The following is a 26236-nucleotide window of genomic DNA, read 5'->3' as shown; positions in this document are numbered from 1 at the left end:
ACACCTCGATGAGGAGGACGCGTGAACGCGTCACCGCTGGAGCCCACCGCCGACACCGGGCAAGACCTGCGCCTACTTGTTCGTGCGGCCACGATGTATCACCTCGAAGGGCTCACCCAGGCGGAGGTCGCCGCGCGGTTGGGCCTCTCCCGCCCCACCGCCGGCCGGCTCATCGCCAGGGCACGCGCCCAGGGTCTTGTGCGTGTGGTCATCGACGCACCCCCGCATCTGGCCGGCTCCATCCACACCGACGAGGAGCGCGAACTCGAGACGGTGTTCGGACTCAAAGAGGCGCTCATCATCGATCAGCTCGCCGATGGGACGCAGACCGGAGACTCCGCGCTCGGACGGGCGGGAGCGTCGGTTCTCATCCGGAGACTCGAGCCGAACAGCACACTCGGCTTCACATGGGGACCGGAAACGGTCGCCGTGGCCGACTCGATCACGCCCCGCTCGGCCAGCTGCCGGCGGGTGGTGCAGATGGACGGCTCCATGACGTCTGTCGAGTACCACACCGGGGTTGATCACGCACTGTCCCGATTCGCCGAACGCCTGGGCGCACAACCACTTCGACTTGTTGCCCCGCTCTATGCCGATCCCGACACCGTGAGGGCGATGCAGCGGGACTCCATCCTGTCGCAGTCGTTCAAAGCCGCCGAAGAAGCCGATGTGATGGTGTTCGGCGTCGGGTCGGTCACCACGTCCACCACCCTTTTCGAAGGGGCGTACATCGACGCCGCCATCCTCGACGAATTGACCGGACTCGGGGCGGTCGGCGAGATCGGCGGGCGGTTCTACGACAAGGACGGGGTCACGGTCGAATCGTCGCTCGTCGACCGCACGGTCTCCGTTCCACTCGAGGCCGTCCGTTCCTGCCCCACCACCATGCTCATCTCCGGTGGAACCCACCGCCGCGAGTCGATCCTGGGTGCCCTCCGAGGTGGCCTCGCCACCACACTGATCACCGATCTGGGCACCGCGCACTGGCTCATCACGCAAGAGAAAGGTCAATGATGACTGACTCGACGAAGCCGAGAACACGGGCGAGATGGCGCAGAGCCCTTGCGCCCCTTGCCCTCGCGGGAACCGTTGCGCTGACGGCCTCCGCCTGCAGCGGCGCCGGATCTTTCACGGACGGCGGCGGTGAGGCAGTCACCATCGCGTTGGTCTCCAACTCTCAGATGCAAGATGCGATCGCATTGTCTCCCCAGTTCGAGAAGGAGAACCCCGGCGTCAAGCTCAAGTTCGTCACGTTGTCCGAGAACGAGGCACGCGCCAAGATCACCGCCTCGGTGGCAACCGGCGGCGGCGAGTTCGACGTGGTGATGATCAGCAACTACGAGACGGCGACCTGGGCCGAGAACGGCTGGCTCGTCAACCTCACCCCGTACATGGTCTCCAGCCCCGGGTACGACCAGGACGATTTCATCCCGACCCTCCGCGAGGCACTGTCCTACGAGGGCAACATGTACTCGGCACCGTTCTACGGTGAGTCCTCGTTCCTCATGTACAACAAGCAGATGCTCGCCGACGCGGGAATCAACATGCCCGCGGAGCCGACCTGGCCTGAGGTGCAGGAAGCCGCCAAGACACTCAACAAGGGCGACGTGTCGGGAATCTGCCTGCGCGGCAAGCCGGGATGGGGTGAGACCCTGGCACCGCTGGACACCGTGATCAACGCCTTCGGTGGACGTTGGTTCGACGAGGACTGGAATGCTCAGCTCGACAGTCCCCAGGTCAAAGAAGCAGTCGAGTTCTATGTCGACACTGTCCGCCAATATGGCGAACCCGGCGCTGCCTCAACAGGTTTCCAGGAATGCGCCAACTTGATGTCGCAGGGCCAGGTTGCGATGTGGTACGACGCGACCTCCGCGGTCTCAGTGCTCGAGAGCCCGGACGACAGCAATATCGCGGGCAATGTCGGGTACGCCATGGCTCCCAGCATGGCCAAGGGCGGCAACGGCTGGCTGTACGCCTGGTCGCTCGGTATCCCCGAGAGCAGCAAGAAGAAGGACGACGCCTGGAAATTCATCGAATGGATGACCAGCAAGGACTACATCAAGATGGTGGCCGAGCAACTCGGCGCGGCCAGCGTCCCGCCCGGCAGCCGACTCTCCACCTATGAGCTGCCGGCGTACAAGGAGATCTCGGGCGCCTTCGCCGAGCCGACCCTCAAATCGATGCAGGCCGCCGATCAGAACAAACCGACAGTGGACCCGGTGCCCTACACCGGAATCCAGTTCATCGCCATCCCCGAGTTCCAAGACTTCGGCACCCGGGTGAGCCAGCAGATCAGCGCGGCGATCGCCGGACAGATCTCTGTCGACGAAGCGCTCGAACAGTCCCAGAAGTACGCCGAGGTAGTCGGCGAGTCCTACAAGAAGGAGCAGTGAGGACATGGCCACCGCACTCGCAGAGCGAGGCACCGAGCCCGATCCGGGTTCCGCGCCGCCGCCGATAACGTCCAAACGGGACAGGATCTCGCGCGCCGAAGGATGGCGACGACGGGGGCCGCTGCTACCGGCGTTGATATTCATGATCATCGTCACGCAGATCCCCTTCATCGTGACGCTGTACTACTCCACCCAGTCATGGAATCTGGTGCGTCCCGGGTCTCGGGAGTTCAACTGGCTCAACAACTATGTCGATGTGTTCACCGACAGCCAGTTCCGGACGGTGGCACTGAACACCGTCATCCTCATCGTCGGGACCGTTGTCATCTCGGTTCTGCTCGGCCTGTTCTTCGCCATCCTCCTCGACCGCAAGTTCATCGGGCGCAGCATTGTCCGTACATTGCTGATCACCCCGTTCCTGGTCACCCCGGTGGCCGCCGCCCTGCTGTGGAAGACGAGCCTGCTCTCCCCCACCAACGGCCTGGTCAACTGGGCGCTGAGCCCATTCGGCCTCGGTGACGTCGACTGGCTCAGCGAGTTCCCGCTCGCCAGCGTGATGGCCGAACTGGTCTGGCAGTGGACACCTTTCATGATGTTGCTGATCCTGGCCGGTCTGCAGTCGATGCCGAAGGACATCCAGGAGGCCGCCCGCGTCGACGGCGCCACCAGCTTTCGGCTGTTCCGGGAGCTGACGCTGCCTCACCTGCGCAGGTTCATCGAACTGGGATCTGTCCTCGGAGCCATCTACCTGGTCAACACCTTCGACGCGGTGTACATGATGACCTCGGGAGGTCCGGGTGTCGCCAGTTCGAATCTTCCCTTCTACATCTACCAACGTGCGTTCCTCGGTTTCGATGTCGGACAGGCGGCCGCGATGGGCGTGGTCACAGTGGTCGCGACCATCATCTTGTCGAGCCTCGCCCTTCGCCTGATCTTCAAGAGTTTCAGCGGAAAAGAGGAGGCAGCCTGATGTCCACCGCAGTGAACAACACACCGGCACAAGCACATACCGACATCAAGGACATCAAGAAGCGGCGCAACCGTGGCGGAAGCCTGCTGACCGCCTTCACCTGGATCATCGCCATCGGGTTCTTCTTCCCGGTCGCCTGGATGGTGCTTACCGCGTTCAAGCAGGAGAGCGATGCGGCGACCAATCCCCCGACGTTCTTCTTCACCCCGACGCTCGACCAATTCAAGGCGGTCTTCGATGCGGGCGTCGGGACCGCACTGCTGAACTCACTGTTCGTGACGACGGTGTCGACGATCATCGTTCTGTTGCTGGGCATTCCGGCCGCGTTTGCACTCTCGCTGCGTCCGGTGAAGAAGACAAGCGATGCCCTGTTCTTCTTCATCAGCACCAAGATGCTGCCCGTGGTAGCCGTCATCATCCCCCTGTACGTCATCGTGGGCCAGATCGGGATGCTCGACAACGTCTGGACACTCATCGTCCTGTACACGTCGATGAACCTGCCGATCGCGGTGTGGATGATGCGATCGTTTTTCCTCGAGGTACCCAGTGAACTGCTGGAGGCCGCCGAGATCGACGGCGCCAGTCTCTGGACCTCGGTTCGTGAGGTGATTCTTCCGCTGATCTCCCCAGGAATCGCTGCCACCGCATTGATCTGCGTCATCTTCTCGTGGAACGAGTTCTTCTTCGCGGTGAACATGACGGCCGTCAACGCCCAGACGATGCCAGTGGCCCTCACCGGGTTCATGTCCGGGCAGGGGCTCTTCTGGGCCCAGCTGTCCGCCGCCTCGGTGATAGCCGCTCTGCCGGTGGTCATCTGCGGCTGGATCGCTCAGAACAAACTCGTCCGCGGCCTCTCCTTCGGAGCCATCAAATGAGCTTCGGCGGAGCACATCATTCGGGCTCCGCCCGGGCCATCAAATAAACAGGAGCACACAATGGCAACCATCAGCTACGAAAACGCCTGCTGCGTCTACCCGGGCGCCGATTCGCTGGCCGTCGACTCACTCAACCTCGACATCGAAGACGGCGAGTTCGTTGTACTCGTCGGCCCCTCGGGTTCAGGTAAGTCCACCGCCCTGCGCATGCTCGCCGGTCTCGAGGAGATCGACAGTGGGGCAATCAAAATCGGCGGCAACAACATGGTCGGCGTCGCCCCCAAAGACCGTGACATCGCCATGGTTTTCCAGAACTATGCGCTCTACCCGAACAAGACGGTCGGCGAGAACATGGGCTTTGCCCTGAAGATGCGCGGCGTGGGGCTCGAGGAGCGCAAGCGCAAGGTCGCCGAGGCTGCCAAGGTCCTCGACCTCACCGACTACCTCGACCGCAAGCCGGGCAAGTTGTCCGGCGGCCAGCGCCAGCGGGTGGCGATGGGCCGGGCCATCGTCCGCGAACCGCAGGTGTTCTGCATGGACGAACCACTGTCGAACCTCGATGCGAAGTTGCGCGTGCAGACCCGCACCCAGATCGCTGCCTTGCAGCGGCGTCTCGGCACCACCACCGTCTACGTCACCCACGACCAGGTGGAGGCAATGACCATGGGTGACCGCGTTGCGGTCCTCAAAAACGGTGTGCTGCAGCAATTCAGCACACCGACCGAGCTCTACGACCGACCGAAGAACGCTTTTGTCGCCGGCTTCATCGGGTCGCCCGCGATGAACCTGTTCACCGCGCCGGTACGCGACGGTGCAGTGACCGTCGCCGGGTCCAGGATCGACCTCGACGCGGACTCGACCACCTTGATCGAGAAGTCCGGTCTGCAGGAGGTCACCGTGGGCATTCGACCCGAGGAACTCTCGCTCGGCGACGGCGGCGACGGACTCGGTGTGACGGTGGCGCTCATGGAAGAACTGGGCAGCGAGACGTACGTGTACGCCACGCTCGAAGACCCGCATGTCAGGAGTCTCGAGGGCGGACCGCTGACACTGGTGGCACGATCGGGCCAGCGGTCACCCGCGAAGTTGGGCGAAGCGGTCCGGCTGCGGCAGAACAGCGGAAAGGTGCACCTGTTCCATCCCGAGACCGGCGAGCGGATCAGCCTCTGACCCTCGACCCTGACGGTTGACGATCAGCCGGCCGGCGCGGGGGCTGGTGGCGCCGGCTCCACCGGTGCATTCGGCACGGCGGGCGCGTTCGGGTCCGCGGGCGCATTCGGATTTGTCGGTGCTGAATCCGCCGATCCGGCACCTGAGCTGGACGGGCCCGGATCCATCTGGGACACCAGCCATTTTCCGTCGTGCTTCTCCAACGTCAGACGGAACATGCCGACGTTGGTCACCGGTGTGGTGGCAACGCTGCTGGTTCCGGTGATCTCGGCGATGATCAGTGTGGTCGCCGAATCCGCTTCGGCGGACACCACACCCGACGACCAGATCGACGGCGTGATCTTCAATTGCATCTGAGTGATGTCGGCTTGGGTCTTCTCCCGCTCCTTGAGCAGGTTGTCCCTGAACTGACCGGTGGTGAGCGGTGACATCGTGTCGACGTATTCGCCTGCGGTGGTGGTGTTCATGGAGTTGAGCAACTGGGTCACAAAGTAGTCGGAGGCCCGCTTGGCATCTTCGGCCGCCGTGATCTTGTCCTGGTCGGACTTCCACTTCATCCCGAAGAACACCGTCACCGCGATCAGGCCGATCAGCAATGCTCCGGCTGCCACCTTGCCGATTGCCGAGACACTGATGGTTATCTGTTTGGCCTGCTTGGTGTCCGCTCCGGTCGACGCGGAGGAGGTGGCAGAACTCTTCGCGGACGACGACGTGGCCGATCCCGATAATGCGGGGGTGGACTCGGCGACAGCGGGCTTCGCCCGCCGGGATTTGCCCGATGGAACCTTCTTCGCCGACGACTTGTCGGCGTCATCGCCGTCGCCGACGGGCGTTGGTACATCTTTGTCTGCCATAACGGCGTTTCTACCTCACAACAGGTCTCGAGAACGGTGACGGCATCTGCCGGGACCGTGAAGCGGTCGGCTGTCAGCCCAGCGGAGCGGTGCGCGCGTTGGGGTCCATGTTGGGCGGTGGCCCGGCGGTGTCGTCCCCCGGCGGCCGTGGTGCGTTCGCGGCTCCCCTGATCTGCTGAGTCGGATCTTCGGTGACACAGTACATATTCACCGGAACCGAGCTCTCCAGGATCTGGGTCGGCCGCTGCGGCATCGTCGGATATTCGCAGTACGGCCGCGGATAGATCGAGCCGAAGGCCCACCACGCGCCGTCGTGGAACATCGCCTGCGCCGTGGTGGCACCGTCACGAATCGACGGGAGCAGGTTCACCATCGCCGGAGCACGGAGCGCACCTTGCTGGGCGATGTCGAGGAATTGTTTGAGCACATCGGTCAGCGGATCCTGCAATTGATTGAGCGAGCCCGCCAGAGTGGTCAGCCGGGCCGGTCCGCTACCGAGGAACGTACGCAGTTCCTCATCCGAGGCCACGAGGGCGTCGATCAATCCGCTCATCCCGCCGGTGAGCCTGCCGAGATCAGGCTGAACGTCGGCTGTGGTCTCCAGGATGGTGCCGGTGTTCTGGATCAACGTCACCGTCTCCGGCAGCACACGGTAGAGGTCGGCAAAGATCACGCCGCCGCTGTTGAACAAGGCGCGGAGCTGGTTCTTGCCACCGGCGTCGAGTGCGATGTCGAGTTCGTCGATCGTGGTTTTCAGCTTGACCGGATCGATCTGTTTGACCACTCCGACCGTCGACTCGAGCAATTTCGGGAACGCAACCGTCGACGAGGTCTGGACCGACGAGATCTTGTCGCCGTTCGAGAAGTACGGGCCGTCCGAGGTGGGTGGCTGGAAGTCGACGTACTGCTCACCGACCGCGGAGAGTCCGAGAGCCTTGACCTCGGAATCGGTGTTGATCTGATATTTGCTGTCGATCGTCACCTTGACCTCGACGGACGCCGGGGTGACCCGGACGGTGTCCACCTCACCGATCCGCGAGCCCCGGAGCGTGACCTCGGATGTCTCCTGCACACCACCAGAGTTCGCGAATTCGACTGTGAGCGTGTAACTGTCGTCGAACGGACGCCAGCGGAGGACGCCCAGTGTGAGGTAGCCGAACCCGATCAGCATCACCAGGATCAAGGCGAGGTTGGACAGCAGGATCCGGTGATTACGGAGGAATGTCATCATCGTCCCCTCACCCACAACATCCGCGAGTACCGGTGAGCCGGGCGAGGACTCGGGTGAGCGTCTGGTTCAAACTGTTGACACCCTGATTGAAATCTTCCATCTCCGGTAGCCGGCTACCCGAGTCGAACCCGAATCCTGGTGACAGATACCAGAGCCTGGCGCTCACCGTGGCCGCCGTGCCGGGGGTGGCATCAACCCACTTCGGGGTCAGGACACGTAGCTTGTCGGCCAACGGACCGAGTTCTCCGACGGCTTCGCCCAGGGCATCGATGTCCACCAGCAGGTTGTTGGTCATCTCCACCGCGTTCTCTGTCTGGGTGTCGAGGAAATCGTTCAGCGCGTCGGTGACGGTGCTGGTCTTGTCGAGCGTGGTGACCAGTGCCGGGATCTGACCGTTGACGACGTCCAGTGCAGGACCGACCGTGTTGATGGAGGCGACCAGCTGTTCCCGCCCGTTCGACAGGTCCTCGGCGAGCCCGTTGAACGATTCGAGCGCAGTGTCGAACTCGACGGTGTTCTGGGCGAGGCGGCTGATGCCTGTGGTCATGCCCTCGATCAGGCCCGTCAGCTCGGGCGCCTTGCCGCCGAGCGCGTCCGACAACTCGTTGATGATCTCGGTCAGGTTCTTGATGGAGCCACCGTCGACAAATGCGGTCGCGGTGACCAGCAGATCCTCCACCGTTGCGGCCTCGGACGTCTCGCCTGTCAGCTCGTCGCCGGGCGCCATCGTCCCTTGGGTGTCATCACCTTCCGGGGGCTTCAACGCGACGAACACGTCACCGAGAGGTGTGCCCTGCCGGAGTTCGGCCCCGGTGCCCACCGGCAGTTTGATGTCCTTGCGGATCTTCATCGTGACGTCGGCCGCGTAGTTGTTCGCCGAAATCGATTCCACCAGCCCGATGTCGTTGCCGTTGAGTTTCACCTTGGCCTGCGACGGCAGGTTCAGCGCGTTGCCGAACGAACCCTTGATCTCGTAGCCGTCACCGACCCCTCCCGGCGCCGGCAGCGGGATCTGGTCGATCGTCAGGCCGGGGATGGAGCCGCAACCGGACAGCAACATCGTTGCCGCCAGCCCCGCCACCACTGCCCCCCGAGCCTGCATCACCGAACGTCTGCGTGTCATTTTGTCATCTCCACCAGCGCCGAGAACACACCCAGATCGGGGCCGAAATCCTTCAATTTGCCGGTCCGGCAGCCGTTTTCCTGCAAGTTGATGGCTTCACAGAAGGTCGAAAGCAGTTCGGTGTCGAGCAACGACTTGTCGATCAGCAACTGGGCGCGCCACGCTCTCTGCTCTACGGACACCGAGTTGGCCAGATTGTCGAAAGCCAACGGCGCGACATCGATCGTGTCGACCAGTTGACGCGAGTAGTCACTGAGATTGCTGATCAGTGCAGCCAACCGGCCCATCGAGCTGTCGACGACATTGACGTTCCCTTCGAGGAAGGTGGCGGTGTTGTTCAATGTCTGGTTCAACGCCTGCATGGTTGCCTGCAGACCCGGCGACTGGTCGCCCAGCATCTGCGAGACCTGGGTGATGGCCGACGAGAACGCCGTCATCTTCGGGTAGTTGTCCACCAGGGCCGTGGTGAGAATCGAGATCTTCTTGATCATCTCGACGAGTGCATCTCCGTTGTCGACGCCGACCTGCGCGACCTTGTTGAGTTCTTCGAGCGCAACGGCCATCCGCTCGCCGTTGCCGCCGAAGATTCCCGACGAGATCGTCAGCATGTCGCCGAGCGGTCCACTGCCATCCGGGTCTGCTTTGAACTCCTCCACGAGGTTGTCCACGGTGTCGAAGAGCTCCCCGATCTCCACCGGGCTCTTTGCATTGGCCACGGTGTCACCGTCTTCGAGCTTCGCGCCTTCGGTGTAGGTGGGCGACAACTCGATGTGACGGGTGGTCACCAACGAGGTGTTGATGATCGCGGCGGTGGCGTCTGCCGGGATGGGTATCGACTTGTCGACGGTGAACTCCACTTTGACCCGGTCACCCTGAGGCGTGATCGACAGGATCCGACCCACGGGCATGCCCAACACATCCACGTCGTTGTCGTTGTAAAGCCCTGCCACACTGTCGAAGTAGGCGGTCAGCTTGATCGACTCGCCCGCTGCGTGGCGCCATTCGGCGGGAACCAGCGTGCATCCGGTGCCGAGGAGTGCGGTGGTGATCAGCAGCGCCGTCATCACCAGAGATCGGCGTACCGTGCTCGCGCCTCGGCGCGAGACCTGCCTGGTGCTCAACATCCGTCGACCACCCTTGCTGCGCAGAGCCAGTTGTCGGGGAAGATGCCCCACGGCAGGTAACCCATTGCGTAGGGACCGGATCCGGTGGTGTTGGCGATCGCCCGGACGGTGAGCGGCAGGACCTCGAGCATGTGACGGAGGTTGTCCCGGTTCTTTTCCATACCCTCAGAAATCGTGTTGAGGTTGGCGATCAGGGGCGCGAACTGATTGTTGTTCTCCGCGCCCATGGCGGACATCTGGTTCGACAGGTCCGCGACGCCATCGAGCATCTTGATCACCAATTGCTGTCGGGTGGCGATCTTCTGAGCCAGCAGCTGGCCCTGACCGACGATCACCGACAGCTGATACTGGCTGCTGTTGACGATCTCGGTGACGGAGTTGGTGTCCTTGATGAGCAGGTTGATCTGATCACTGCGGTTGCTGATCACCCTGGACATCTCGGTCAAGGAATCCAACGTGGTGCGGGTGATGCCCGGCGCGCCGGCCAACTGTTTGTTCAGGGCATCCACGCTGTCGCTGAGGCTTTCGGCGTTCACCCCCGCGAGAATCGGTGTCCCACGCTCGATGGTTTCCTGCAGGTCATACGGCACCTGGGTGCGGGCGATCCTCGAGCCGCTGAGTCGAGCGGTCGATTCACCGACCTTGATGTCGACGTAACGCTGTCCGAGCAGCGTCGAGAGTTTGATCTCGGCGGAACCGTCGGACATCACCTCGACGTCCTTCTGGACCTCCATGGCGACCGCGACATGATCGCCGGCCAACGTTGTCTTCGAGACCTCGCCCACATCGATGCCGGCGACCCGGACCTTGTCACCGGGGCGGATACCGCCGGCCTGGGAAAAGTCGGCGGTGTACTCCCGCTTGCCGATACCCGACTCCGAGATCGCGAACGTGGACACCACGATCAGGACCAGAACAACCGACCCGATCGCTCCGAGCCAGAAATAGCGATGCTCGGACCAGCTGCGGCGCAACATGTTCGGCTTCACAGCGTTTGCCTCCCCGGGGCTCATCGGCACACCACCGAGTGCTGGGTGCCACCGATCTGGCTGATCAATCCCGGCGGGAAGAGAACACCACCGATCGATACGTCCAGTTCGCAGGCGTAGATGTTCAAGTAGGCGCCCTGTCCCATCACCATGGGAAAGTGCACCAGGAACAGCGGCAGATCGATCGCCAGCTGGTCGAGTTTGGAGCCGATGCCGATCATGCGGCCGGTTGTGTCCCGCAAGCTCTGCCCGAGTTGTTCGGCATCGGGACGGATCCGGCCGAGCAGCCCACCGAGGCGGCTCGTCGCGTCACCGATGCTGTCGACCGAAGCACCCAGCGACGTCGAGTTGCCGTTCAGTCCCTCGATCAATCCGGCGAGGTTCTTCACCAGTACCTGCATCTGGTCGCCCTGCGAGCTGAGGTCGCCCATCACCGCACTCAGATTGGTGATGAGGGCTCCGATGACCTGATCCCGATTTCCGAAGTCTGCGGCCAACTTTCCGATCTGCTCAATCGTGTAGCTGAGCGACACCTGATTGCCCTGGAAGGTCTGCACAAGACTCTCCGAGAGCTGGTTGACCTGCTCGGGTTCGAGGGTGTCGAACACCGGCTGGAAGCCCGCGAGCAACGCCGAGACGTCAAACGAATCCTGTGACGGTTCTTCGAGAGTGGATCCCGGCTCGAGCTTCTTCTGTTCTGCGCCTTCGACGAGGTCGAGTCCCAGATAGCGCTGTCCGATCAGGTTCTGGTAGCGGATCGATGCCTGGGTGTTGGAGAAGATGGTCTGGTCGGTCTGCAGGTCGAACGTCACCTTGGCCCGGTTGCGATCGAGGGCTATGTCCGAGACCCGGCCGACCCGAACGCCGGCCATCCGCACGTCGTCGCCCGGGTGCAGCCCCGAGGCATCGCTGAAATAAGCGGTGTAGTCGTTGGTTTGACCCGGCACGGCCCGTTCCAGCGTCGACCAGATCGTGTAGGTGAGCAGCAACGCCAATACGGCGAACAGGCTGAACCCGATGAGAGGCTTGCGGTATCCCATCAGCCCTCACCGCCGGTGTTCTGCTGTACCCGCACCGACTGGACCAGCGGGCCGAGCATCAGCGTGTCGGCTGCCGATGGTTCGCGATCGAGTGCGGCGCGCAGTGTCTCGTTGTCCGTACCTGTTGTGACTGCCCTGGGAAGGGAGGAATCATCAGTGTTCGTCTCGGCTTCGGCTCCGGCGGGACGCACCACCAGGGGCCCGGAGTTCGTCGGTCCGGTGCCGGTTCCGGGTCCGGTACATCCCGGTCCGCGGGTGATGCCGTACTCGCCGCCGTTGTACACAGGGCAGTTCTGGCGGTTGTACTGCAAGAACGGGCTGAGGCTGACGCCGATGTTCAACTGCGGCTTTCCATTGGTTCCGGTGAAAACGGTCAGGACCTTGCCGGCCAGCTGGTTGAGAGCCCGGATGCCGCCCGGAAGCGCCTCTGAGTCCACGGCCACCGCGCCGGTCATCGTGTTCAGGTTCTGCACGATCTGTATGCCCGAATCACCGTTGCGCGCGAACAACTCCTGGATGCGGTCGATCATGGACTGGGCCGCGGTGAGCGTACTCGCGAGGTCGCGTTGACGTTCGATGATCGTGATGGACGGGATCACCGCGCGTCCCATGGCATCGAGTAGTTGAGGTGTCGACTGTTCGATCCCCTGCATGGCCCGGTTGAAGTTGTCGAATCCGGGAGGTGCGCCATCCGGGAATTGGGCATTGATCTGCTGCCAGTACTGGTCGAGCGTACCGACGAAGGCGGAGAACACGTTTCCGCCGCCACGCAGCGCGTCGGCGATGGTCCCGAGGACGCGGCCGATCTCCTCCGGGGGGACGGCGACGAAGAGCTCGCGCAGATCGTTCTGCACGGTCTGCAGGGCGATGGTCTCCTTGGACTCGTCCGCGGTGATCTTGCTCCCGTTCGACAGGTGGCCCTTGGGATCAGCCGGTGCGATGAGTTCCACCGAGTTGACGCCGAATAGGTTGCTGGGCACCGTTCGTGCCGTCACGTTGGCGGGTACGCCCTGCGCCTGCTCGGGGGCCACCTCGATGAGGACGTCGGACAAGTCGTTGTTCGCGGTCTCGATCGACGTGACGCTGCCGATGATGACACCGTTGTACCGCACGTCCGCCTGACTCGTGAGACCGTCGCCGACATCGTCGAGAGTCGCCGTGACCTCGAGTTTTTCCTCGAAAGTGCCCTGGTACCTGAGCATGAGGACAAAAAGGATCAGCACGAGCGCGACGACAAAAGCGACGCCGCGCAGAAAGTACTGGGTCACAGACGGATTGCGTCCGGTGGTGTCGACGAACATGTATTACCCCGAAATCCTGATGCCGGGCGACAGGCCCCAGAAAACAAGTGTCAAAAGAAGATTCGCGAAGACCAGCACGATGATCGACAGCCGGATGGCATGGCCGGCTGCCACCCCCACACCCTCTGGTCCGCCCGATGCGAAAAAGCCGTAGTAGCACTGGATGAACGTCGTGAGCAGCACGAACACCACAACCTTCATCACCGAGAACACCATGTCCTTGGACAGGATGAACTGATAGAAGTACGACAGGTATGCGCCGCGACCCTGCCCGCTCTGCACTTGGAACATGAGCTGGCAGGCCAGGTAATTCGCGGCCAGCGACACCGAGTACAGCGGGATGATGGCGATCACGGCGGCGATCATGCGGGTGGTGACGAGGTACGGCATCGGCCGGATCGCGATCGATTCGAGTGCGTCGATCTCCTCGCTGATCCGCATGGACCCCAACTGAGCGGTGAAGCGGCACCCGGACTGCGCGGTGAAGGCGACCGCAGCCAGCAGGGGTCCCAATTCGCGGGTGGTCGCGAATGCCGAGATGGCACCGGTGACCGGCGACATGCCCAGCAGGTTGAGGGCTGTATAGCCCTCGATACCGACGGTTGCGCCACCCATGATGCCGAGCAGGATGATCACGCCGATCGTTCCGCCGCCCACCACGATGGCGCCGTTACCCCAGGTGACGTCGGAGAGCAGACGCCAGATCTCTTTGCTGTAGTGCTTGAAGGCAATCGGGACCGCACCGACCGACCGGACCAGGAAGGTGACCTGATGTCCCATCAACACCAATGTGTCTCGGGGTGACTGATAGACCTTCTTGCCCCAGTCGAGTGGCTTGAGGGCCGGCGGCGTGTACTTGGAGGCGACCATCAGACCACCCTGGCCGGGACGACCACCGCAAAGATCTGGGTGAGGATGACGTTGACCGTGAACAACAGGATCACGGAATTGACCACCGCAGCGTTGACCGAGTTGGCGACACCTGAGGGTCCCCCTTTCGTGGTGAGCCCGCGGTCGCACGCAACCACCGCGACGATCGCGCCGAAGATCACTGCTTTGGTGATGGCGAACGCGAGGTCTGCCGGGGATGCAAAGGACGCGAAGGTGCCGGTGTAACTACCCGGCGTACCCCCCTGGAAGTAGACGTTGAAGACGTAACCGGTGACAAAGCCGATGAAGCACACGAATCCGCAGAGCAAGAAACTCACGACCATCGTGGCCAGGAGGCGCGGCGAGATGAGCCGCTGGGTGGGATTGACTCCCATCACCCGCATCGCGTCGATCTCATCGCGGATGGTGCGCGAGCCCAGGTCGGCGGCAATGGCCGACCCGACCGCGCCGGCAAGCAGAAGAGATGTGACCAGCGGAGCACCCTGCCTGATCACGCCGAGACCGGTTGCCGCGCCCGAGAACGAGGTGGCGCCGATCTGGTTGGCGATGTTGCCGACCTGGATGGAGACGATCACACCGACCGGGATGGCAACCAGAAGAGTGGGGATGACAGAGGTGTTGGCCATGAACGCGCATTGGCGGATGAACTCACCGAATGGGAACCGCCGCTTGACGATGTCGACGAACAGCACCTTGAAAACCTCGAGGAACAGCGTCATCTGCCGCCCGAAGGTCTCAAAAGATGCGATCACGTGGCCGCGGAACCAGCGTTTGGCGGGCAGCATTGCACTACGAGCCGAGGCTGTTCGCCTGCTGCGTGACGCCGCGGTTTGTGTACTCACACCCTGCCTCAGTGGTCCCCGTCACACGCACACCCTGCGTATGAGTTCGCTCATAGTGCCATATAGCTAATCGAAATCGCCGACGAACCAACGTTTCCGACCCGACACGATGTTCTTTCGTCGCACCGCTGCCGTACGCAGCGACGATCGTGTTCACCACGATCTGGAAGCGCGCGTGCTCACATTAGCCCAAAAGCTCTCGCAGGCCTACCATTGCCGTGATTTGTCGTTAACTTAAGCCGTTTCGGCGTCGATCCGCGCGGTCCACATCCTGGACGCGCCGGGCGACCACCACGGCGGCGCGGATGGATAGCACCTACGGTTTAGAGGTGACCTCTCTACCGGTATGGGCGCCGACGGCGCAGCAGATGCGAGTGACGATCGACGGCGACATCCATTCGATGCGCGAGACCGGGGATGGCTGGTGGGAAAGTCCTGTACCTGCGTCGCCCGGCGCCCGCTACGGCTATCTCATCGACGACAGCACCGACCCACTCCCCGACCCTCGCTCACCGCGACAGCCCGATGGCGTCCACGGACTGTCCCAGGTGCACGAGATCGACCCGGACATCTGGTCTGATTCGGACTGGCAAGGACGGCCCGTCGCAGGCGCAGTCATCTATGAATTGCACGTCGGCACGTTCACTCCCGACGGCACACTCGATTCTGCGATCGCCAAACTGGACCACCTGGTGGACATCGGCGTGGATTTTGTCGAGCTGATGCCGGTCAACACCTTCAACGGCACCCACAACTGGGGCTACGACGGCGTCGGCTGGTACGCGGTGCAAGAGACCTACGGGGGTCCTGACGCCCTCGCGCGCTTCGTCAATGCCTGCCACCTGCGGGGGCTCGGCGTGATCATCGACGCGGTGTACAACCATCTCGGTCCGTCGGGCAATTACCTTCCCAACTACGGCCCGTATCTCACCGAAGGTGCCACCTCGTGGGGGCAGTCGGTGAACCTGGACGAAGCCGACTCCGACGAGGTCCGCGAGTTCATCCTGGGTTCGGCGCTGCGCTGGCTCGAGGTGTTCCATGTCGATGGACTACGGCTCGACGCCGTGCACGCCCTGGTCGACCGCACCGCGCTGCACCTCCTCGAGGAAATGCAGATGCGTACCGACGCTTTGTCGCACCGGGTCGGCAGGCCGCTGTCGCTGATCGCGGAGAGCGACCTGAACGATCCCAAACTCATCACCTCCCGCAATGACGGCGGATATGGCCTGGCCGCCCAGTGGAGCGACGACGGCCACCACGCGATCCACACCACCGTGTCGGGGGAACGACAGGGTTACTACGCCGACTTCGGCAGTCTCGAATGCCTGTCGAAGGTTCTGCGAGAAGGCTTCTTCCACGCCCTCACCTATTCGTCCTTCCGGCGGCGCAGGCACGGCAGGCCCATCAACCATCAACGGGTGGTCACCACGTCGCTGGTGGTCTACACCTGCAATCACGACCAGATCGGTAACCGTGCGATCGGCGACCGGCCCTCGCACTACCTCAACCCGGGCCAGCTGGCGGTCAAGGCAGCGCTGGTGCTCACCTCACCGTTCACGCCGATGCTCTTCATGGGTGAGGAGTGGGCAGCCAGCACCCCGTTCCAGTTCTTCACCTCCCACCCCGAACCAGAACTCGGTGAGGCAACCGCGAACGGCCGTAAGGCCGAGTTCGCCGAACACGGGTGGGATGCGGCCGACGTGCCCGATCCCCAAGACCCGGAGACCTTCTCGCGGTCGAAGCTGAACTGGGACGAACTGGCCGAGCAGCCACACGCCGCGTTGCTGGGGTTCTATCGCGACCTGATCACGCTCCGCAAGAGTCAGCTCGAGTACTCCGACGACGACTTCGACTCGGTGGCAATCGATTTCGACGACAGCAACACCTGGTTCGCCATGCACCGTGGAGCACTGTCGACGATCGTGACCCTGACCGAGGCGCCCGCGGAACCACCGTTCTCGGGCACCGTTCTGCTCGCATTCGAGAACGGCGCGTCCGATGGGATCGAACCGGGAAGGAAAGTCACGTCACCGACCCTGGCCGGGCACAGTGTGCTGATCATCCGACGCGACTGACCTCACGCGGCCTCATCTGACCGCCCGAGCGGTGGTCAGGTGAGGTAGCGGTACGCCGGCGAACCCGGTTCGAGCCGTTCGCATTTGAGTCGCGAGGCGTCCATCCGGGCGAGCAGCGGGCCGAGCCCTTCCGGTGCCCCGAGCTCGACACCCACGAGCGCGGCTCCGGTCTCACGGTTGTTCCGTTTGACGTACTCGAACAGTGTGACGTCGTCGTCGGGTCCGAGGACTTCGTCGAGGAACCGGCGAAGGGCACCGGGCTCCTGCGGGAAGTCGACCAGGAAGTAGTGCTTGAGGCCACGGTGGACCAGTGAACGTTCGATGATCTCGCCGTACCGTGACACGTCGTTGTTACCGCCTGAGAGCAGGCACACCACGTTCCAGCCGGGTTCGATCGGAAGATCCTCGAGTACGGTCGCCGCGAGTGCGCCTGCGGGCTCGGCGATGATGCCCTCGTTCTGATAGAGCTCGAGCATCGCCGAACAGATCGCACCCTCGTCGACGTGGGTGATGTGTGTGGCTCCGGCGGGCAGTTGCTCGTGTCCTCGATGCACGGTGCCGGACGGTGGCAGATCGGGATGCTGGGCCACCGTTGCGCCGGCCGCCGCCATCACCCGATGACCCAGCGCGCCAATGCGTTTGACAGCCGCACCATCGACAAAAGGGTCGATGTCGGTGAGGGTGACCGGGCCGCCCTCGACAAGAGCGGCCGACATCGACACCGCACCGGTGGGTTCCACGCCGACGATACGGACCTCCGGGCTGTGTGCGCGCAGATACGTCACCATGCCTGCGAGCGCCCCACCACCGCCGACGGGAATCACCACCAGGTCCGGGGTGACACCGAGTTGCTCGACGATCTCCTTGGCGATGGTGCCTTGACCTGCGGCCGTACGAGTGTCGTCGAACGCGTGGATCCAGGTCGCACCGGTCTCCAGCACATCGGCCTGAGCAGCCGCAGCCGCGGCATCGTAGGTGTCCCCGACCGCGATCAGTTCCACGAAATCGCCTCCGTGCCAACGGATACGGTCACGCTTCTGCTTCGGCGTGTTGGTGGGAACGTAGATCCGGCTGTGGATCTGCATCGTGCGCGCTGCGTAGGCGACGCCCTGGGCGTGGTTGCCCGCGCTCGCCGCCACCACACCAGCTGCACGCTCGGCCTCGGTGAGAAGCGACATCACGTTGTAGGCACCGCGGATCTTGTACGAACGGACCGACTGCAGATCTTCACGCTTGAGGTAGACCTGTGCGCCCGTGTTCGCCGACAGACGCTCGCTGAGCTGCAGTGGGGTCGCCACCACCACATTGCCGATTCGCTCCGCCGCCGCCTCGATCGCATCGGCGTCGAGGTCGGGAGCGGTGGCGTGCGGAGTCGGATCAGCGGTGTGTCGTGTGGTCACGGTCCCTATGGTCTCACTGAACTTCCAGCGATTTACTCAGCGGGTTCGAGCACGAACACCGGGATCGCCCGGTCGGTCTTCTTCTGGTAGTCGGCGTAGGGCGGGAATGCCGCCACGGCACGCTCCCACCATTCGGCCTTCTCGTCGCCGGTGACCTCGCGGGCGATCATGTCCTTGACCACCGGGCCGTCACGCAGCTCGACATGCGGGTTGGCCACCACGTTGTAATACCAAACCGGGTTCTTCGGTGCGCCACCGAGCGAGGCGACAGCGGCGTACTTACCCTCGTTCTCCACGCGCATCAGCGGCGACTTACGGAGCTTTCCTGACTTGCGTCCCACCGACGTCAAGACAACCACCGGCATACCGTTGAGCTCGGTGCCCTCGGTGCCGCCGGAGTTCTCGTACTTCTCGGCCTGCTCGCGCGCCCAATCACTGGTACTCGGTTCGTACTCGCCCTGAAGTGGCATCGGCTCTGCTTCTTTCCGCTGGAGTGACATTCGGTTCGATCAGCTACAACCCCGGGGTCGCCCGAGCCTATTCCGTACGAGCAACCTCAGGTGGCCAGGCAGGAGGGCCCCAACAGCGCCTTGAGGTCACCCATCAGCGCCGACGTGGGGTTGACCCTCAGTTGGTCGTCGAGTTTGAGGGTGGTGGCCTTGTCGCCACTGATCAGGCGCACGTGCACATCGGCGGTGCCGGGATGGCGCACCAGTACCTGCTTGAGCGCACTGACGCGGTCCGCGGTACACAGCCTGGTGGGCATCGTCAGGGAGATCGGCTTCCCGACGCCCACGTGAGACAGGTCCGGAACCGCGAGGTCGTTGGCGGAGATCATCATGCTGTCGTCGCGCAGATTGACCCGTGCCTTCACCAGCACCACCGCATCCGAGGCGATGTCCATGCCGTACGCCTGGTAGGCGCGCGGGAAGAAGTAGACCTCGACCCCACCGACCATGTCCTCGATCTGGACCACCGCATACGACTCGCCCTTCTTGTTGACGCGTCGGGTCACCGCAGAGATGATGCCGCCGATCACGATCTGGGCCCCGTCCTTGACGTTGCCCTCCAGCAGCGAGCTGATCGAGGTGTCGGTCTGGGCAGAGATGACGTGCTCGACCCCGTTGAGTGGATGCCCGGACACGTACAGTCCCAGCATCTCTCGCTCCAGGGCGAGCTTGTGCTTGGTGTCCCACTCCTCGTCGGGCACCTTGACGGCGAAGGCGTCGTCGGTCATCGCACCGCCGTCACCGCCCGCGTCACCGAACAGGTCGAATTGGCCGACGGCCTCGGCCTTCTTGGTACCCAGGACAGCGTCGACCGCATCGGCGTGGACCAGGAACAACCCTTTACGGGCATGACCGAGTGAATCGAACGCGCCTGCTTTGATCAGCGACTCGGTGACCTTCTTGTTGCAGGCCGTGACGTTGATCTTGGCCAGGTAGTCCGAGAAGCTCGAGAAGTTCGACTTCTCCTCGCGCGCAGCGAGAATCGAAGCGACCACACCTGTTCCGACATTGCGCACCGCAGCGAGTCCGAAGCGGATGTCGTCGCCGACGGCCGCGAAGTTCTGCTGAGAGTGGTTGACGTCGGGTGGCAGCACCGTGATGCCGAGACGCCGGCAGTCGGCCAGGTAGATCGCGGCCTTGTCCTTGTCGTCGGCAACCGACGTGAGCAGACCGGCCATGTACTCGGCCGGGTAATTGGCCTTGAGATAGGCGGTCCAGAACGAGACCAGACCGTAGCCGGCCGCGTGCGACTTGTTGAAGGCGTATCCCGCGAACGGGAGGATGGTGTCCCACAGTGCCTTGATCGCGGCTTCGGAGAATCCGTTGTCGAGCATTCCCTGGCGGAAACCGGCGTACGCCTTCTCGAGTTCGGACAGCTTCTTCTTACCCATGGCCCGACGGAGCAGGTCGGCCTGTCCGAGCGAGTAACCGGCGACCTTCTGGGCGATCTGCATGATCTGCTCTTGGTAGACGATCAGGCCGTAGGTGTCGGCCAGGATCTCCTTGAGCGGGTCTTCGAGCTCGGGATGGATGGGGCTGACCGGCTGCCTGTTGTTCTTGCGGTCGGCGTAGTCGTTGTGGGCGTTCATGCCCATCGGGCCGGGGCGGTACAGCGCGAGCACCGCAACGATGTCGCCGAATCCCGTGGGCTGCATACGTTTGAGGAGTTCACGCATCGGCCCGCCGTCGAGCTGGAACACGCCGAGGGTGTCTCCCCTGGCGAGCAACTCGTAGGTCTTGGGATCATCCAGCGGCAACGAATCCAGGTCGAGATCCATGTTGCGGTTGAGCTTGAGGTTGTCGATCGCGTCGCCGATGACCGTGAGGTTGCGCAGCCCCAGGAAGTCCATCTTCAACAGGCCGATGGCCTCACACGAGGGGTAGTCCCAGCCGGTGATGATGGCGCCGTCCTGCGGGCGCTTCCACACCGGGATCGCCTCGGTCAGTGGTTCGGACGACATGATCACCGCGCAGGCGTGCACACCGGCGTTGCGGATCAGTCCTTCGAGCCCCAGAGCGGTGTCGTAGATCTTCTTGACATCGGGATCGGTCTCGATGAGCTGGCGGACCTCGCTGGCCTCTTTGTACCGATCGTGCGTGGGATCGGTGATGCCCGCGATCGAGATGTCCTTGGCCATGATGGGCGGCGGCAGCGCCTTGGTGATGCGGTCGGCGATGGCGTATCCGGGCTGACCGAACTGGACGCGGGCGGAGTCCTTGATCGCCGCTTTGGTCTTGATGGTTCCGAACGTGATGACCTGCGCGACCTTGTCGCTGCCCCACCTCTCCGTGGCGTAACGCACCATGTCGCCGCGGCGGCGGTCGTCGAAGTCGATGTCGATATCGGGCATCGACACACGCTCGGGGTTGAGGAATCGCTCGAAGAGCAACCCGTACGGGATCGGGTCGATGTTGGTGATGCCCAACGCCCAGGCCACGAGCGAACCGGCGGCCGAACCACGACCGGGCCCCACCCGGATGCCTACCTCGTTGGCGTGCCTGATGAGGTCCCCGACCACCAGGAAGTACGCGGGAAAACCCATCTGGATGATGACGTCGAGCTCGTAGTTCGCTCGCTCGAGGTATTCCTGCGGCACGTCGCGGTCCGGGAACCGCCGGGTCTTGAGACCTTGGGCCACCTCTTTGCGCAACCATGTCTGCTGCGTTTCGCCCTCGGGCACCGGGAACACCGGCATCCGGTCACGGTGTTCGAACACCTCGGCGTAGCTCTGCACCCTCTCGCCGATGAGCAGCGTGTTGTCGCAGGCGCCGGGCACCTCTTTGTCCCACAACTCGCGCATCTCGGCGGCCGACTTGAGGTAGTAGCCGTCGCCGTCGAACTTGAAGCGCGTGGGATCGGACAGGGTCTTGCCCGTCTGCACACAGAGCAGGGCTTCGTGGCTCGCCGCGTGGCCTTTGGTGACGTAGTGGCAGTCGTTGGTGACCAGGGGCGGGATCCCGAGCTTGCGGCCGATCTCCAGCAGCCCGTCGCGGACCCGGCCTTCGATCTCCAGGCCGTGTTCCATCAATTCGAGGAAGAAGTTTTCTTTCCCGAAGATGTCCTGCCACTTGGCTGCGGCTTCGAGCGCCTCACGCTCGTGGCCGAGACGCAGACGCGTCTGCACCTCGCCGGACGGGCAGCCGGTGGTTGCGATGATGCCCTCGGCGTGAGCCGCGATCAGCTCGGCGTCCATACGTGACCACTTGCCGAGCTGGCCTTCGATGGATGCCAGCGACGACAGCTTGAACAGGTTGCGCAGACCGGTGGCGTTCTCGGCCACCATCGTCATGTGGGTGTAGGCACCCGAACCCGAGACGTCGTCGCCCTTCTGCTCTCGATTTCCCCAGAGCACCCGCTTGGTGTTGAAGCGCGACTCCGGCGCGATGTAGGCCTCGATACCGATGATGGGCTTGACCCCCATGTCGGTGGCGACGTTGTAGAACTCGCTGCCGCCGAACATGTTTCCGTGGTCGGTCATGCCGATCGCGGACATCTCCAACCTCGTGGCCTCGGCGATCATCGGTTTGACCTTCGCCGCCCCGTCAAGCATCGAGTACTCAGTGTGGTTATGCAGATGCACAAACGAATCCGACACGCGTCGCCTCTCATTTCGAACTCTCGAGCGCCTGCGCCGGCCACCGGAGACGGGGCCGTGACGCAAGGTCTTCAGTCTAGGCGGGGGTACCGACGCCGGCGGGCAGGCGCGTCCGACGCCTCCCGGAGTGGTGACGCATGGTGCTGATGTGACAACTCAGGCCACCAGCAGGATGGCGATCAGTATCGCGATCGCCACCACCACCAGTCCCACGAGCAGCGCGATCATCACTGCATTGGAACCCGACGGTTCACCGGTGTTGTGTCCGGCAGTGCCCTGGCCTGCCTGCGGGTGCACGGACCTGCCGTGAGCCGTCGGGGCCGGGGTGTGCTGAAACCCCTGGCCGTACTGCTGGGAGACGAGATGCTGCGGGGGCGGTGTCGGCTGAAACCGCTGGTGGGTCGGGGGCGTTCCGGCGTCCGGGCGCGCGACGGGCATCGGCGGTGGCGTGGAGCTGATAGGTCGGCGTGCCGCCTGGGCCGGGTATCCGACGGGCCCCTTTGCCTGCCGCAACGCGGACTGCAATGCATCGGTGAACTGGCGGCAGTTCGCGAATCGGTCATCGGCTTCCTTGGCCATGGCCTTCGCGATCACCGAGTCCACCGCAGGCGGGACCGACGGAACCAGTTCCGAGAGCTTGGGGACCGGCTTGCTCAGATGACCGCTGATCGCGTCCGCCGTGCTGTCGCCACGGAAGGGCACTCGGCCTGCGACCAGATGAAAGACGGTGGCGGCCAGCGAGTACTGGTCGGTGCGCGGATCGACGGGCTGTCCCTTGAGTTGTTCGGGTGAGGCGTACGACAGCGTCGCGAGGACGGTGCCCACCACGGTCAGCGACTCGGTTTCGTTTGCCGCCTTTGCCACACCGAAATCCGTCAGCAGCACGCGCTGCTCGTCATCCTGAAGCGAGTAGCGGCGCTCGATCCCGTCGCCGTACTCGTCGCTCTCCACCTCCGAGAGGAGGATGTTGGCCGGTTTGATGTCCCTGTGCAGCAAACCCTTGCGATGCGCGTAGTCGAGTCCTCTGGCGATCTCACCGGCGATCCGCACCACGCGCTCAGGGGGCAGACCGACGTCCGAACCGGCCTTTTCCTGTGCCCGATGCAGTTCCTGCGCGCAGTCGGTGCCGGGAACGTACTGCATCGCGATCCACAGCATGCCGTCGTTGCGGCCGCGGTTGTAGATGGTGACGATGTTGGGATGGTCCAGTCCGGCCGCGACTTCGGCCTCGCGCAGGAAGCGCTTGCGGAACTGTTCGTCGGCGCCGACCTGCTCGCCGAGGACCTTGATGGCATCGCTGCGGGGAAGTTCGGGGTGTTTGGCCAGGTAGACGGCGCCCATCCCGCCACTACCGAGAGCGCGCTCCACCCGGTACCCCGCAATCCAGGACCCCGGCTGCAACATGATCTCCCCTAACCGGCCTCCGTCCACGGGAGGGCCGTCTTCGGAAGACACCATATAACGACCTAGGCGGCCGGGACCTCGCCATCGTCGGGCCCCGGACCGACCACCGTGGTGACCGAGGGCAGCAGCGGAATGACGGTGAACAAGCCTGCGAGCGCATCAGGTGGCAGTGCCTGGACCGCGCGGACACCCGGTTCGCCGGCGATCGATCGGAGTTGCCCGAGATCTGCCCGCACGACGATTCCGATCAGGCATGAGCAGCTCGCCTGCAGCCGTCGGGCCGCGACCTCGTTCACCTGCTCGGCCCGCGGCGTACCGGGTGTCCTACTCATCACAGCCTGAGCGCCCACCTGCACCGACGCGGCGAACGACTCGCTGGTGTTGCCGGTCGGCACCACCACGGTGGGCGTCTGCACGCGATCGATCGGCACGTTGAAGATGTTCTGCGACACCATGACCCGCGCCCTGGAACCAACCAGATCCTGGGCTGCACCCACACTCACCGGCGTCGACAACGACACCAGGGCCCAGCGTGCCGAGTCCGGTGAGGTCGTCCCGTCGAGCGAGCGCGTCGCCCGAGCGATGTACTCCGACACCTGCTCGCCGTTCTCCGGACCCAAGATGTCGGTGGTGACGGGGGCGGTCGGCGCAGGGTTGAGCCGCCCGACCACATAAAGGCCACCGACAACAAACACCAGGACGGCGACCGCCACGACGGTGGTGCGAGCTGCGACCTTCACCTGCTAGCCGGCACGCAATTCATCAAGCGCATGCTGCAGGTCGTCGGGGTACGGGCTGGTGAACTCCACGAGACGACCGTCGGAGGGGTGGGCGAACGACAGTGCGCGGGCGTGCAGCCATTGGCGCTCCAGCCCCAGCCGTTTTGCGAGTACCGGATCGGCGCCGTAGGTGAGGTCGCCGCAGCACGGATGGTGCAGAGCCGAGAAGTGCACTCTGATCTGGTGCGTCCTCCCCGTTTCCAGATGGACGTCGAGAAGGCTTGCCGCGCGGAACATCTCGATGGTGTCGTAGTGGGTGATGCTGGGCTTGCCCGCCGCAGAGACCGTGAACTTCCAGTCATTGCCGCGACTACGGCCGATCGGGGCGTCGATGGTGCCGGTGGGTGGATCCGGATGACCTTGCACCACAGCGTGATAGCGCTTGTCCACAGTTCGCTGCTTGAAAGCCCGCTTGAGCAGTGTGTAAGCCCGTTCCGACGTGGCGACGACCATCACCCCGGAGGTCCCGACGTCGAGACGGTGCACGATGCCCTGCCGTTCGTGCGACCCCGATGTGGAGATCCGGAAACCCGCGGCAGCCAGCCCGCCGATCACCGTAGGCCCGGTCCACCCCACCGACGCATGTGCCGCGACGCCGACCGGTTTGTCGACCACCACGATGTCGTCGTCGGAGTAGATGATCTCCATGCCCTCGACCGGCTGGGCCTCGATGGTGAGCACGCGGGCCGGTGCCGGTAACAGCACCTCGAGCCATTGACCGCCGACCAGCTTGTGGGACTTACCAACCGGCGAGCCGTCGACGCTGATGTCTCCATCGTCGGCGAGTTGAGCCGCCACCGTCCTCGACAGTCCGAGCATGCGGGCAACGCCTGCGTCGGTGCGCATTCCGTCGATCCCATCCGGGATCGGCATCGACCGTGATTCACGCATCAGGTGCCTGACGGTCGCTCTGCGCCGAGCCGGTCGCGGTGTCGGAGTCGGAGTCGGAGTCGGTATTGGTGGTGTCGGAGTCGGCCCGGGCAGGGTCGTCGGCGTCTTTTGCTCCACCCGAACGCGTTCCGTCGAACTCGAATCCGAACAGGGTGAGCACCACCAGACCGATCGCGCCACACACCACGGCGGAGTCGGCGATGTTGAACACGGGCCACCAGCCCACCGACATGAAGTCGACCACATGGCCGCGAAGCGGACCTGGGGCCCGGAAGATGCGGTCGATCAGGTTACCGAGAGCACCGCCGAGCACAAGACCGAGACCGAGGGCCCACCAGATCGAGCCGAGTCGATGGCTGTAGCGGATGATCCCCGCGACCACGGCGAGCGCGATCAGCGTGAGGATCCACGTATAGCCGGTGGCCATCGAGAATGCGGCACCGCTGTTCCGGACGAGCTTGAAGGTGACGGTGTCGCCGATGATCTCCACCGGGTCGCCGGGTTCGATCAAGGCGACCGCGACGATCTTGGTGATCAGGTCGGCAGCCAGCACGGTGACCGCCACGACCAAGAGGATCAACCACATCCTGGGACGGGTGGGGTTGCCCGACGTGTCGGCCGGGCTGCCCGACGTGCTGTCGGCCGGGCTGCCCGACGTGCTGTCGGCCGGGTTGTCCGCCGGGGAGGGCGTGGGCTCGTTCGACGGCCGGGGTTCGCTCGACGGTCTGGACCCTTTCTCGCTTGTCACCTGTCCATCATCCACGACCCGGTCGATACGC

22 protein-coding genes are annotated in these 26236 nt (G+C 63.7%); 6 read left to right on the top strand and 16 right to left on the bottom strand.

Annotated elements, in window-relative coordinates; all coding sequences use genetic code 11:
* The first annotated feature begins 21 nt into the window (after positions 1-21).
* The 5 genes from KXR83_RS15850 to KXR83_RS15830 are packed head-to-tail and all read left to right on the top strand — an operon-like array spanning position 22 to position 5408.
* The gene (locus KXR83_RS15850; RefSeq protein WP_437425622.1) at positions 22-1014 is read left to right on the top strand and encodes a sugar-binding transcriptional regulator; all 993 of its coding nucleotides are present in this window, start codon (positions 22-24) and stop codon (positions 1012-1014) included.
* On the top strand, positions 1014-2393 hold the full coding sequence (locus KXR83_RS15845) for an ABC transporter substrate-binding protein (RefSeq protein WP_437425621.1): 1380 nt from the start codon (positions 1014-1016) through the stop codon (positions 2391-2393). The genes KXR83_RS15850 and KXR83_RS15845 overlap by 1 nt, the downstream gene beginning before the upstream one ends.
* 4 nt (positions 2394-2397) lie before the next feature.
* A complete protein-coding gene (locus tag KXR83_RS15840; protein ID WP_023961028.1) occupies positions 2398-3363 on the top strand; it encodes a carbohydrate ABC transporter permease in 966 nt (321 codons plus the stop codon).
* Complete coding sequence (locus KXR83_RS15835; protein WP_023961030.1) at positions 3363-4238, top strand: carbohydrate ABC transporter permease; 876 nt, start codon at positions 3363-3365, stop codon at positions 4236-4238. Before KXR83_RS15840 ends, KXR83_RS15835 begins: the two co-directional genes overlap by 1 nt.
* A gap of 60 nt (positions 4239-4298) precedes the next feature.
* Positions 4299-5408 carry an ABC transporter ATP-binding protein gene (locus KXR83_RS15830; protein WP_437425620.1) on the top strand — a complete coding sequence of 370 codons (1110 nt, stop codon included), beginning with the start codon at positions 4299-4301 and terminating at the stop codon, positions 5406-5408.
* Positions 5409-5431: 23 nt separating this feature from the next.
* On the opposite strand, the gene KXR83_RS15825 is transcribed toward KXR83_RS15830, so the two are convergent.
* The 9 genes from KXR83_RS15825 to KXR83_RS15785 form a co-directional block, all read right to left on the bottom strand.
* Positions 5432-6262: a hypothetical protein gene (locus KXR83_RS15825; RefSeq protein ID WP_437425619.1), complete on the bottom strand. Its 831-nt coding sequence runs from the start codon at positions 6260-6262 to the stop codon at positions 5432-5434.
* 73 nt (positions 6263-6335) lie between these two features.
* On the bottom strand, positions 6336-7490 hold the full coding sequence (locus KXR83_RS15820) for an MCE family protein (RefSeq protein WP_371850309.1): 1155 nt from the start codon (positions 7488-7490) through the stop codon (positions 6336-6338).
* Between the two features lie 10 nt (positions 7491-7500).
* Positions 7501-8616 carry an MlaD family protein gene (locus KXR83_RS15815; protein WP_023961033.1) on the bottom strand — a complete coding sequence of 372 codons (1116 nt, stop codon included), beginning with the start codon at positions 8614-8616 and terminating at the stop codon, positions 7501-7503.
* Positions 8613-9740, bottom strand: coding sequence for an MCE family protein (locus KXR83_RS15810; protein ID WP_437425618.1), 1128 nt, complete (start codon positions 9738-9740; stop codon positions 8613-8615). The genes KXR83_RS15815 and KXR83_RS15810 overlap by 4 nt, the downstream gene beginning before the upstream one ends.
* Entirely contained in the window at positions 9734-10753 is a 1020-nt protein-coding gene (locus KXR83_RS15805) for an MCE family protein (protein ID WP_437425617.1), read from the bottom strand. The genes KXR83_RS15810 and KXR83_RS15805 overlap by 7 nt, the downstream gene beginning before the upstream one ends.
* The gene (locus tag KXR83_RS15800; RefSeq protein WP_437425616.1) at positions 10750-11769 is read right to left on the bottom strand and encodes an MCE family protein; all 1020 of its coding nucleotides are present in this window, start codon (positions 11767-11769) and stop codon (positions 10750-10752) included. The genes KXR83_RS15805 and KXR83_RS15800 overlap by 4 nt, the downstream gene beginning before the upstream one ends.
* The gene (locus KXR83_RS15795) at positions 11769-13070 is read right to left on the bottom strand and encodes an MlaD family protein (RefSeq protein WP_437425615.1); all 1302 of its coding nucleotides are present in this window, start codon (positions 13068-13070) and stop codon (positions 11769-11771) included. The genes KXR83_RS15800 and KXR83_RS15795 overlap by 1 nt, the downstream gene beginning before the upstream one ends.
* 3 nt (positions 13071-13073) lie before the next feature.
* A complete protein-coding gene (locus KXR83_RS15790) occupies positions 13074-13940 on the bottom strand; it encodes an ABC transporter permease (protein ID WP_437425614.1) in 867 nt (288 codons plus the stop codon).
* Positions 13940-14746 (bottom strand): MlaE family ABC transporter permease, encoded by an 807-nt coding sequence (locus KXR83_RS15785; RefSeq protein WP_437425855.1) that lies wholly within the window; start codon positions 14744-14746, stop codon positions 13940-13942. The genes KXR83_RS15790 and KXR83_RS15785 overlap by 1 nt, the downstream gene beginning before the upstream one ends.
* 386 nt (positions 14747-15132) lie before the next feature.
* Between KXR83_RS15785 and treZ the strand changes: the two genes are divergently transcribed.
* Complete coding sequence (treZ, locus tag KXR83_RS15780; RefSeq protein WP_437425613.1) at positions 15133-16878, top strand: malto-oligosyltrehalose trehalohydrolase; 1746 nt, start codon at positions 15133-15135, stop codon at positions 16876-16878.
* Between the two features lie 35 nt (positions 16879-16913).
* Here treZ and ilvA read toward each other — a convergent pair whose 3' ends face one another.
* The 7 genes from ilvA to lspA all read right to left on the bottom strand — a co-directional run bounded on the left by ilvA (position 16914) and on the right by lspA (position 26205).
* A complete protein-coding gene (gene ilvA / locus KXR83_RS15775) occupies positions 16914-18287 on the bottom strand; it encodes a threonine ammonia-lyase IlvA (RefSeq protein WP_437425854.1) in 1374 nt (457 codons plus the stop codon).
* A gap of 23 nt (positions 18288-18310) precedes the next feature.
* On the bottom strand, positions 18311-18748 hold the full coding sequence (locus tag KXR83_RS15770; protein WP_437425612.1) for a nitroreductase family deazaflavin-dependent oxidoreductase: 438 nt from the start codon (positions 18746-18748) through the stop codon (positions 18311-18313).
* Between the two features lie 86 nt (positions 18749-18834).
* Positions 18835-22383, bottom strand: coding sequence for a DNA polymerase III subunit alpha (gene dnaE / locus KXR83_RS15765; RefSeq protein ID WP_437425611.1), 3549 nt, complete (start codon positions 22381-22383; stop codon positions 18835-18837).
* A 156-nt stretch (positions 22384-22539) separates the two neighbouring features.
* The gene (locus tag KXR83_RS15760; protein WP_437425610.1) at positions 22540-23841 is read right to left on the bottom strand and encodes a protein kinase domain-containing protein; all 1302 of its coding nucleotides are present in this window, start codon (positions 23839-23841) and stop codon (positions 22540-22542) included.
* 8 nt (positions 23842-23849) lie between these two features.
* Positions 23850-24527, bottom strand: a complete 678-nt coding sequence (locus tag KXR83_RS15755) for a hypothetical protein (protein ID WP_437425609.1) — start codon at positions 24525-24527, stop codon at positions 23850-23852.
* Between the two features lie 3 nt (positions 24528-24530).
* The gene (locus KXR83_RS15750; RefSeq protein ID WP_030172828.1) at positions 24531-25457 is read right to left on the bottom strand and encodes an RluA family pseudouridine synthase; all 927 of its coding nucleotides are present in this window, start codon (positions 25455-25457) and stop codon (positions 24531-24533) included.
* Positions 25450-26205: a signal peptidase II gene (gene lspA, locus KXR83_RS15745; protein ID WP_437425608.1), complete on the bottom strand. Its 756-nt coding sequence runs from the start codon at positions 26203-26205 to the stop codon at positions 25450-25452. Before lspA ends, KXR83_RS15750 begins: the two co-directional genes overlap by 8 nt.
* Positions 26206-26236 lie beyond the last annotated feature (31 nt).

The sequence above is a fragment of the Williamsia muralis genome (assembly GCF_051487485.1).
GTDB classification, from domain to species: Bacteria; Actinomycetota; Actinomycetes; order Mycobacteriales; family Mycobacteriaceae; genus Williamsia; species Williamsia muralis_B.
Note: the sequence above shows the minus strand (reverse complement) of the source record. Positions and strands in the feature narration are given on the sequence as shown.